The 9,118-nt window shown below is 43.3% G+C and carries 9 protein-coding genes; 8 read left to right on the top strand and 1 reads right to left on the bottom strand.

Going from position 1 to position 9,118, the window contains the following annotated elements:
• The 8 genes from ftsY to C2M32_RS15425 all read left to right on the top strand — a co-directional run.
• Positions 1 to 1,210: signal recognition particle-docking protein FtsY (gene ftsY / locus C2M32_RS15460; protein ID WP_234401308.1), on the top strand; the 1,210-nt coding region annotated here is incomplete at its 5' end.
• Between the two features lie 66 nt (positions 1,211 to 1,276).
• Entirely contained in the window at positions 1,277 to 1,954 is a 678-nt protein-coding gene (gene ftsE, locus C2M32_RS15455) for a cell division ATP-binding protein FtsE (protein WP_070993420.1), read from the top strand.
• On the top strand, positions 1,951 to 2,937 hold the full coding sequence (gene ftsX, locus C2M32_RS15450) for a permease-like cell division protein FtsX (RefSeq protein ID WP_105169189.1): 987 nt from the start codon (positions 1,951 to 1,953) through the stop codon (positions 2,935 to 2,937). Before ftsE ends, ftsX begins: the two co-directional genes overlap by 4 nt.
• A 277-nt stretch (positions 2,938 to 3,214) precedes the next feature.
• Positions 3,215 to 4,078, top strand: coding sequence for an RNA polymerase sigma factor RpoH (gene rpoH, locus C2M32_RS15445; protein WP_105169188.1), 864 nt, complete (start codon positions 3,215 to 3,217; stop codon positions 4,076 to 4,078).
• 138 nt (positions 4,079 to 4,216) lie between these two features.
• Positions 4,217 to 4,954 carry a 1-acylglycerol-3-phosphate O-acyltransferase gene (locus C2M32_RS15440; protein WP_199886163.1) on the top strand — a complete coding sequence of 246 codons (738 nt, stop codon included), beginning with the start codon at positions 4,217 to 4,219 and terminating at the stop codon, positions 4,952 to 4,954.
• Positions 4,929 to 5,264, top strand: a complete 336-nt coding sequence (gene rraB, locus C2M32_RS15435) for a ribonuclease E inhibitor RraB (protein ID WP_070993416.1) — start codon at positions 4,929 to 4,931, stop codon at positions 5,262 to 5,264. The genes C2M32_RS15440 and rraB overlap by 26 nt, the downstream gene beginning before the upstream one ends.
• 191 nt (positions 5,265 to 5,455) lie before the next feature.
• The gene (locus C2M32_RS15430) at positions 5,456 to 6,745 is read left to right on the top strand and encodes an HD-GYP domain-containing protein (protein ID WP_105169187.1); all 1,290 of its coding nucleotides are present in this window, start codon (positions 5,456 to 5,458) and stop codon (positions 6,743 to 6,745) included.
• 523 nt (positions 6,746 to 7,268) lie between these two features.
• Positions 7,269 to 8,534 carry an outer membrane protein transport protein gene (locus tag C2M32_RS15425; protein WP_105169186.1) on the top strand — a complete coding sequence of 422 codons (1,266 nt, stop codon included), beginning with the start codon at positions 7,269 to 7,271 and terminating at the stop codon, positions 8,532 to 8,534.
• A gap of 44 nt (positions 8,535 to 8,578) precedes the next feature.
• Here the strand turns inward: C2M32_RS15425 and C2M32_RS15420 are convergent, their stop codons facing one another.
• Positions 8,579 to 9,016 (bottom strand): hypothetical protein, encoded by a 438-nt coding sequence (locus C2M32_RS15420; RefSeq protein ID WP_105169185.1) that lies wholly within the window; start codon positions 9,014 to 9,016, stop codon positions 8,579 to 8,581.
• Positions 9,017 to 9,118: the final 102 nt, after the last annotated feature.

The following is a 9,118-nucleotide window of genomic DNA, read 5'->3' as shown; positions in this document are numbered from 1 at the left end:
AGAAGCCGAGGCGAAAGCACAAGCGGAGCAAGCCGCCGCAGAAGAGGCCGAGCGTCAACGTTTAGCTGCAGAAGCCGAGGCGAAAGCACAGGCAGAGCAAGCCGCTGCAGAAGAGGCCGAGCGTCAACGTTTAGCTGCAGAAGCCGAGGCGAAAGCACAGGCAGAGCAAGCCGTCGCAGAAGAGGCCGAGCGTCAACGATTAGCCGCAGAAGCCGAGGCGAAAGCACAAGCAGAGCAAGCCGCAGCAGAAGCCCAAGCCAAAGATGCCGAAGATAAACCGAAGAAAGAAGGCTTCTTCACCAGATTGAAAAAAGGCTTGCTTAAAACCAAAGTAAATTTAGGTTCTGGCATAGCGTCAATCTTTAAGGGCAAAAAGATTGATGATGAGTTATTCGAAGAGCTTGAAACTCAGCTATTAACAGCCGATTTAGGCGTTGATACCACCATGAAGTTAATTGATAGCTTGACAGATGCGGCGGATCGTAAGCAGTTAAAAGATGGTGATGCACTTTACGAGCTAATGAAGCAAGAAATGGCTGAGATGCTCAAAGAAGCAGAACAGCCACTTGAGATCCCAAAAGACAAAAAGCCATTTGTGATCCTGATGGTTGGCGTTAATGGAGTAGGTAAAACTACCACCATAGGTAAAATGGCCAAGCAATTTCAACAGCAAGGGAAGTCTGTTATGTTGGCGGCGGGTGACACTTTCCGAGCAGCAGCCGTGGAGCAGTTACAGGTTTGGGGAGAGCGTAACGATATCCCCGTGGTTGCACAACATACCGGTGCTGACAGTGCGTCGGTAGTTTTTGATGCATTTCAAGCTGCGAAAGCGCGTAATATCGATGTATTGATAGCCGATACAGCTGGTCGCTTACAGAACAAAGATAATCTGATGCAAGAGCTGGAAAAAATCGCTCGTGTTATGAAAAAACTGGACCCAGATGCACCTCATGAAGTCATGCTGACAATCGATGCAGGAACGGGTCAAAATGCTATCAGCCAAGTTAACCTATTCAATCAGGCCGTTGGCCTAACGGGTATTTCTTTGACTAAGCTAGATGGTACAGCAAAAGGTGGCGTCATCTTTGCTGTCGCAGATAAATTCCAGATACCAATTCGTTATATCGGTGTAGGTGAAGGGATTGACGATTTACGCACCTTTAAAAGTGATGATTTTATCGAAGCGTTATTTAGCAACGATGACGCGTAAAATAATAAGTGGGAGACAAAGTGCTCCCTTTCTTTGGTCTAAAACACAATTATAAGCAGGCCTAACATGATCAAATTTGACCAAGTCAGTAAAACGTATCCGGGTGGCCACCGAGCTTTAGAAAAAGTCAGTTTTGAGCTAGGTAATGGTGAATTGGCTTTTTTGACAGGTCACAGTGGTGCGGGTAAGAGTACCTTATTAAAGTTGATCAGCGTTATGGAACGCCCCTCAGCAGGGCGTGTATTTATTAATGGTGTCGATTTAAACGGGGTAAGTAATCGCCAGATCCCCTTTGTACGTCGGGATATTGGTATCATTTTTCAAAACCATCGTTTACTTGAACGCTACAATGTATTTGATAATGTTGCGCTGCCGCTAGTCATAGAAGGCATGCATCACAAGCATATTGCCAAACGGGTCCATGCTGCATTAGATAAGGTAGGACTGTTAGATAAAGTACGATGTCAGCCAAGCACTTTGTCTGGTGGTGAGCAACAACGTGTTGGTATTGCTCGCGCTATCGTAAATTCTCCACCATTGCTTTTGGCAGATGAACCGACTGGTAACTTAGACCCTGAGCTATCAATGGAGATCCTGCGTTTATTCGAAGACTTTAATCGTCATGGTACTGCAGTGTTAATTGCCACTCATGATTTAGGTCTGATTGCGCGTATGAAATACCGTAGTCTGACTCTAAATCATGGTCGCTTAAGCCAAGACCCATTGATGGAGGGACAGCTATGAGTTTACTTTTCAAAGGCCGTGACGCACAAACTAGCAGTCTTGATAAATCTTGGATTATGGGGTGCTACTTTTTCGTATTGACGGTATTTCGCCAAGGAGTTAATTCTCTAGGAGAAATGTGGCGTACACCGATGGCTTCATTGATGACTATTTTAGTACTAGGGTTAAGCCTCACACTGCCAGCAACTTTGTATATCGTGGTTAAAAATGTGCAGCAGGTCAGCAGTGGCTTTAGTGATGCCGCTGAGATTTCTTTATTTGTAAAAGACTCCATGACAGAGCAACAAACTCAGACCTTAGTTAAACGCTTGGCATTGTATCCGGAGGTTGAAGACGTCAAGCTGATCTCCAAAACAAAAGCATTGGAAGAGTTTAAGCGAGTGTCGGGGTTTGGGCAGGCGTTGGATTATCTTGAGGAAAACCCCTTGCCTAATGTGGTTCTGGTCACACCAACCAGCAGATATCGAAAACCACAAGCAGCGCAGCAACTACTGGATAAACTAGAAGATGAAAGAGAAGTTGAATTTGGTAAGCTGGATATAGAGTGGTTAGAGCGTCTAAATGCCTTATTGAGCCTACTGAAAGAAAGTGTTGTAACAATTGCGCTATTGTTACTGAGCGCCGTGATCCTAATTATTGGTAATACGATACGCCTCTCTATCATGGATAAGAAAGAAGAGATCCAAGTACTGAAACTTGTTGGAGCAACCAATACCTTTATTCATACACCATTTATATGGACTGGGATATGGTATGGCATTGTAGGTGGCTTAGTTGCTTTTATGAGTGTAGCCATGATGCTATGGTGGTTGGAATCTGCTGTCTCTATGGTCGCTGGTGTATACCAAAGTTCATTTGTTCTGCAAGGACTCAATGGCAATGAGCTAATCACCTTACTATTGTTGGCGGTAATGTTAGGCTTTGGTGGGTCATTTCTGTCGGTGCACCGCTATATTAAAGATATTGAGCCTGACAAGGTATAGAGTGCTAAATTAAGCACTTGGGCGTTGCTATAATGTCGTTTAAGTGCTTGTGTTTAGTCATAATTAGTTCACAAAAGGTAGGTACGCTGCTAGTAGGTAAGCGAACCTATCGTCCTAGCACGATTCTTTTATCCTATTTAAATCAATTGTTTATTTGCTTTTTAAAAAGAAGAAAGAAAACACTTGCATTTTCTTTGGAAAAAGTATTATATACGCATTAGCACTCTTGCTCAAAGAGTGCTAAAATGGACTGAAATATTTATCACTGAGGTGAAAAATGAGTAAAGATATATATGCATTAGCACTAACAGCTGGACAACAAAGCGCAAGCTTAGACGGTTACTTACAAACTGTGAGTGCCATTCCTATGCTTGATGCTGAGCAAGAAAAAGCGTTGGCCACTCGCCTTCAACAAGAAGGTGATCTGGAAGCTGCTAAAAAGCTTATCGTTTCTCACCTTCGCTTTGTTGCCCATATTGCAAAAAGCTACGCGGGTTATGGCCTGCCTCAAGCAGACCTTATCCAAGAAGGTAACATAGGTCTGATGAAGGCTGTTAAACGTTTTAATCCTGATGTTGGCGTAAGACTTGTTTCATTTGCAGTGCATTGGATCAAAGCTGAAATTCATGAGTATGTGCTGAAAAACTGGCGCATAGTTAAAGTTGCTACGACCAAAGCACAACGTAAATTGTTTTTCAATCTTCGCAAGAACAAAAAACGTCTAGGTTGGTTTAACCAAGACGAGGTGACGACAGTGGCCAATGAGTTAGGAGTCAGTGAAAAAGAAGTCCGTGAAATGGAATCTCGCATGAGTGGGCAAGATATGGGCTTTGACCTAACTCAAGATGATAATGATGATTCTCCAGCAAGTAGTTACTCTCCTGTTCAGTATCTAACGGATGCAAACAGTGACTTAGCTGAAGTCATTGAGCAAGAGCAATGGCAGGAGCAATCAGAGAATCGTTTGTTCTCAGCGTTGAAGACCTTGGATGAGCGCTCTCAGGATATTGTCAGTGCACGTTGGTTAGCTGATGAAAAAGCCACATTGCAAGACTTGGCTGAGAAGTACAACGTATCTGCTGAGCGTGTACGTCAGCTAGAAAAATCGGCAATGAAAAAGCTGCAACTTGCGATGAGCTGATAATTTATTGAATTTAAAAAGAAGCCGCTACATGTTAGCGGCTTTTTTGTTTTTGTGGATAAAGTAATGGGATATTTGAGCTTACAAGTGTTCGCTATTTTGATTATAATGCGCCTTCGAAAATGAGGAGACATAATTTTGTTGGCAGTATTACGTATCGCAGCGATGGCGTTGTTTATTATTTTTAGCTGTATACTTGGGCTATTACTATGCACCGTACGTCCATTTCATCCCAATAACGTGCACACGATAGCTAGTTGGTTCGGCAAAATGTCAAAGGTGATAGGGGTTAAGTTGGCCGTATCTCGTCACCCTGACAGTGTAAACTTAGGGCCTGCGGTATATGTAGCTAACCATCAAAATAACTATGATCTTTTTACTTTAACAGCCGTGGTTCCAGAAAAAACCGTGAGTATGGGTAAGAAGAGTTTAAAGTGGATCCCATTCTTCGGCCAACTATATTGGTTATCTGGCAATATTCTTATCAATCGTAGCAACCGCTCTAAAGCGGTAGGTACTTTGGGTAAGTCAGCCGCCAAGATAAAAAGTAAGGGTCTGTCTCTGTGGATGTTTCCAGAAGGAACAAGAAGTTATGGACGAGGCTTGTTGCCATTTAAAACCGGAGCATTTCATACCGCGTTAAATGCTCAGGTGCCGGTTGTGCCTGTGTGTATGAACAGTACACACAATAGTATTAAGCTAAATCGTTGGGACAATGGTACAATCTATATCGATATTTTAGCGCCGGTTTATTTAGATGAACAAATCAGCGCTCGTGAACATGCTCAGGCAGTACATGCACTAATGGCACAGCGTATTGCCTTGCTTGATGAAAAAGTGAGAGAGAATAATGGAAAACTGGCGCGAAATAAGTGAAGACATTGTTGATTCGCTTTTAGAAGATGGTTCCGCGACTGATAAGTTGTATGAAGTAGAGCATCACTTTGTATGTGAAGACTTCAAAAAACTGGAAAATGCTGCGTTGGCTGCATTTAGACTTGGGTATGATGTTGAAGACCCCGCTGAGCTTGAGTTAGAAGATGGCAGTAAAATCTGGGGATTCGATATTGTAGTCGAGGTTGAGCTAGACGCAGACGTGATTATGGAAGATGTAGACAAGCTGGTTGCGCTCGCTCAAGAACACAATGTTGAATATGACGGTTGGGGAACTTATTTTCAAGAGTAAGTAACTTTATGAGCTGTTCTTAAGCGATTTAGGTGCCAAACGCAGTTGGCACCTACCAAACTTCTGTTTTACCACCTTTCTGTTGCCAAATTCTAATAGTTAATTCTTATTTAACGAATGTAATATAGACTCTTTATACCGAAAAGTGCTATTAATCGTACTTGATGTCTTTATCTTGATTGAATCCAGCTATGCGAGTCACACTGCCAATTTCGGAACTCAAACCAGGCATGTTTGTGGATAGTGTTCACAAACAGCGTGCTGATGCGGGTGTGAAAATCAAATCGCGGGGCTTAGTTCGGGATCAAGGGATCATCAGTCGCTTGCATGATGAAGGTGTGTTAGAGCTGAATATCGACTTTGCACTGAGTGAGATAGCAATCCCACAAAAATACCAAGTGAGTGAAGAAACACTTGAGCGTAATACACCTGAATCTGAGTTTATAGAAGCTAAGCAAAGAAGAAGGCGTAGAGGACAACAACAGGAAGAGTCACAAACACGTTCTCGTAAAAAGCAAGAACAGGACAGCACCGCAAACTCTCTCGAAAAAGAGTTCTTGATCGCAAGTCAGGCCTTTGAGATGCATAACCGTAAGATACAAGTTCTATACGGTGATATTACCTCAGGTATGAAGGCTGACGTCAGTTTAATCAACCAAATTAGCAAAGAGATTGTTGAGTCAGTACTGCGTAACAGCAATGCAATGGCAATATTGACACGTCTACAAGATAGAGAAGGGTATAATTGGCGTCATATGATTAACTGCGCCATTTTGATCAGTGTATTTGCAAAGTACTTGGGGGTTAAGCAGCCGACGATCGAGCAATTGGCGATGGGCGCAATGCTACACGATGTGGGTCACGCACGATTGCCACAGGGTCTAGTTAATAAACGAGACAAACTCAACGAGATGGAGTTCAAAGCGGTTAAAAAGCATGTGGTACACTCGTTGGGTCTGGTCAAGGGCGAGCAAGGGATCACACCGCTTATTATGGATATGATAGTGAACCATCACGAGCGAGCGGACGGTTCAGGATATCCACGAGGTTTACAGGGCGATAAAATAAGCAAAGCAGCGCGCATGATGGCCATTGTTGACGTTTATGATGCAATGACCTCGGAACGACCCTACCAACAGGGAGAAGAGCCTGTCCATGCGCTCAGATATTTACTGTCGAACAAAGAGCAATTTGACCCTGAGTTAGTCCAACGTTTTATCAAATGTTTAGGCGTTCATCCTGTGGGTTCAATTGTAAAACTTACCAATGAGCGTTTGGCTTTAGTGTTGGAAGGTAATCAGCATGCCCCTACAGCACCCATAGTGAGAGTGTTTTACAACACTAAGCATATGCATCATATCACCGCTAAGGAACTGGATTTAAGCTCGCCAGATCACGATATTAAAGTTATTGCCAGTATTAGACCGTTAGACTATCAAATCAACTTATCTCGTTTGTTAAAAGATCACCTCCTAGCTTAGTGTTATTATAGCGCGCTGGCTTTGATAACTTTTCAAACAGTGCCGCACCCATGAGCCAACCCGTCGTTAATATCAACCACAACATTGTTCCTTTGTTGCTATGTAGAGCTGAGCAGCAAAATACTAAAGAGCATGCTGAAAGAGTGATACAGCCAAGCCAATAGAGGCTAATGGGATTGTTGCACTGTCCAGCGTGGTGACAAGCGCAATAACTTGCTCTACACCAACAATAAACACTTACCCCTGAAAAAATCAACGCGCATAGAATGAGTAGCAGCATACCCTTTATTCCTTAATTTACAGCACAGAGATGAGTGTAAGTAATTTTATTAATTACGTCAATGTAAATAGGAATCAATATCATTTACTGGGTGAGGGGGGAAAGAGTAGCGGCTGAAAAGTGAACGTTGATGTAAAATTGTTCGTTTGATTAGAGTATTGTCTCGAAAATGCAGCTTTTTTTCTGAGATTTAGGTAGTGTGTCAGCGTTTTAAAAATGTGAATGTACACGTGGGATTTAAAAATGTCTTTATTTAAAAAAACCGTATTAGCATCAAGTTTGATGTGTATTTCTTCTGGGGCGTTTGCTGCTGCATTTCAACTTGCTGAGCAGAGTGTATCGGGTCTTGGTCGCGCATATGCTGGTGAAGCTTCTGTGGCTGACGATGCATCGGTGGTGGCGCGTAACCCAGCGTTAATGAGTCAGTTTGATAGTGCGCAACTTTCAGTCGCTGCAATGTTTGTCGAGCCAGATGTTAGCCTCACAGGAACTTTTACCAATAATGGTACAGACGCGGCGCTGCTAGATGAGAGCAGTATCGCGCCAAGTGCGGTCGTGCCAGCAGCTTACTACCTACAACCTATTACTCAAGACTGGTTTGTAGGGATGGGAGTGTACTCTCAGTTTGGACTTGCAACCGAATTTGCGGCGGACTATGCCGCGGGGCAGTTAGCGGGTGAAACTGAGATTGTCACCGTTAATACTAATGTGAGTGCAGCTTACAAGGTATCTCCTGAGCTCACTTTGGCATTTGGGATTAATCATGTATATGCCGATGCAAAGGTCATTCGTCATTTCGGTACATCAATGTTACCCGTTCCAGCACAAACACAAGCTGTTCATTTAGAGGGTGATGATCAGGGTTATGGCTGGAATGTTGGACTGAGCTATCAGCTTGATGCTAATAGTCGATTTGGTTTTAACTATCGTAGTGAAACCGAGATTGTATTTGATGGCGAATTTAGCAATCAGCTTCCTGCTGGAGCGCCTTTCTATGGCACGGCTGGCGCTTCACTGCCTGGCGCATTAGAGTTAACATTACCTGCTGTTGCCGAATTTTCTGGTAGTCACCAGATAAGCGAACAAAGTGCGCTTCATTACAGTGTATTGTGGACTGGTTGGAATAGTTTTAAAACGCTAGAGGCTCAGGTAGAAGGGCGTGGCGTGGTATTTAGCAAAGATGAGAACTTCTCAAATTCATTGCGTTACTCGGTCGGTGCACAGCATCAGTATAGTGAAATGTTAAAGCTGCGCGTGGGTATCGCTTACGATGAATCACCGGCAGATCCGTACCATATGTCGATCTCAATTCCAGACACGGATAGACTTTGGTACTCATTTGGTGCTGAATATCAGCTATCAAAAACCAGCTCAGTTGACGTTGGAGTGAGTATCTTACGCGGTAAAACACAGAACTTCGTAGAGATGGATAACTTAGGGCAGGCGTGGGGTTTTGAATCTAAAGGCCATGCGACAGTCGTTGGTGTGCAGTACAACAGGGGCTTCTAAGTTAAGGCTCCAAACGGATAGGGCATATAATGCCCTATCTAACACTAGAATTTATAGCCGATATGAATTCCCGCAGCTCCTTCGAGAGAGTTGGTATCTTCTTTTGGACATAGTACTAAACAGTCACCATCATCTTCTTTCATGCCGATACTCGCGCCTATGACTAAACCAGAGTTGTCGAAGCCGTTGAAATGGTAGTTCAACTTTGTGGCAAAATATCCATCTTCAGCATATCCAACTTGTTGGCCAAGTGTTGCGCCTATACTAAGTTTTTCGCTGAGTTTGTACTCATAACCTAATGCATAACCTATTACACCAAACGAAGCTGAAGCAAAGTGGTTACCACTTAATTGCACCTGATATTTGGCGCCAATGTGGCCTCCGTATTCAAATAAACCAGCTCCCGCTGACCAGTTATTTTGTGCAGCAGCGTTGTGTGAAGCAAACAACAATGCAGCTAAGAGAACATAACGAGTATTCATATGATTTCGATTTCCTTTGAAAATCAGAATGCTATCAAGTTTACCCTGTTTTAGAAACAAAAAACGCGGGCAATGCCCGCGTTTTAAATCTCTGCAAAGGGT

Source organism: Pseudoalteromonas sp. T1lg23B, assembly GCF_002964665.1.
Taxonomy (GTDB): domain Bacteria; phylum Pseudomonadota; class Gammaproteobacteria; order Enterobacterales; family Alteromonadaceae; genus Pseudoalteromonas.
This window is presented reverse-complemented; position numbering and strand designations above follow the sequence as displayed.

What these genes read in the sequence shown, in the direction of transcription:
- ftsX (WP_105169189.1), top strand. Translation starts at nt 1,951, where the DNA reads ATGAGTTTACTTTTCAAAGGCCGTGACGCACAAACTAGCAGTCTTGAT.
- rraB (WP_070993416.1), top strand. Translation starts at nt 4,929, where the DNA reads ATGGAAAACTGGCGCGAAATAAGTGAAGACATTGTTGATTCGCTTTTA.
- C2M32_RS15425 (WP_105169186.1), top strand. Translation starts at nt 7,269, where the DNA reads ATGTCTTTATTTAAAAAAACCGTATTAGCATCAAGTTTGATGTGTATT.
- ftsE (WP_070993420.1), top strand. Translation starts at nt 1,277, where the DNA reads ATGATCAAATTTGACCAAGTCAGTAAAACGTATCCGGGTGGCCACCGA.
- C2M32_RS15430 (WP_105169187.1), top strand. Translation starts at nt 5,456, where the DNA reads ATGCGAGTCACACTGCCAATTTCGGAACTCAAACCAGGCATGTTTGTG.
- C2M32_RS15420 (WP_105169185.1), bottom strand. Translation starts at nt 9,016, where the DNA reads ATGAATACTCGTTATGTTCTCTTAGCTGCATTGTTGTTTGCTTCACAC.
- rpoH (WP_105169188.1), top strand. Translation starts at nt 3,215, where the DNA reads ATGAGTAAAGATATATATGCATTAGCACTAACAGCTGGACAACAAAGC.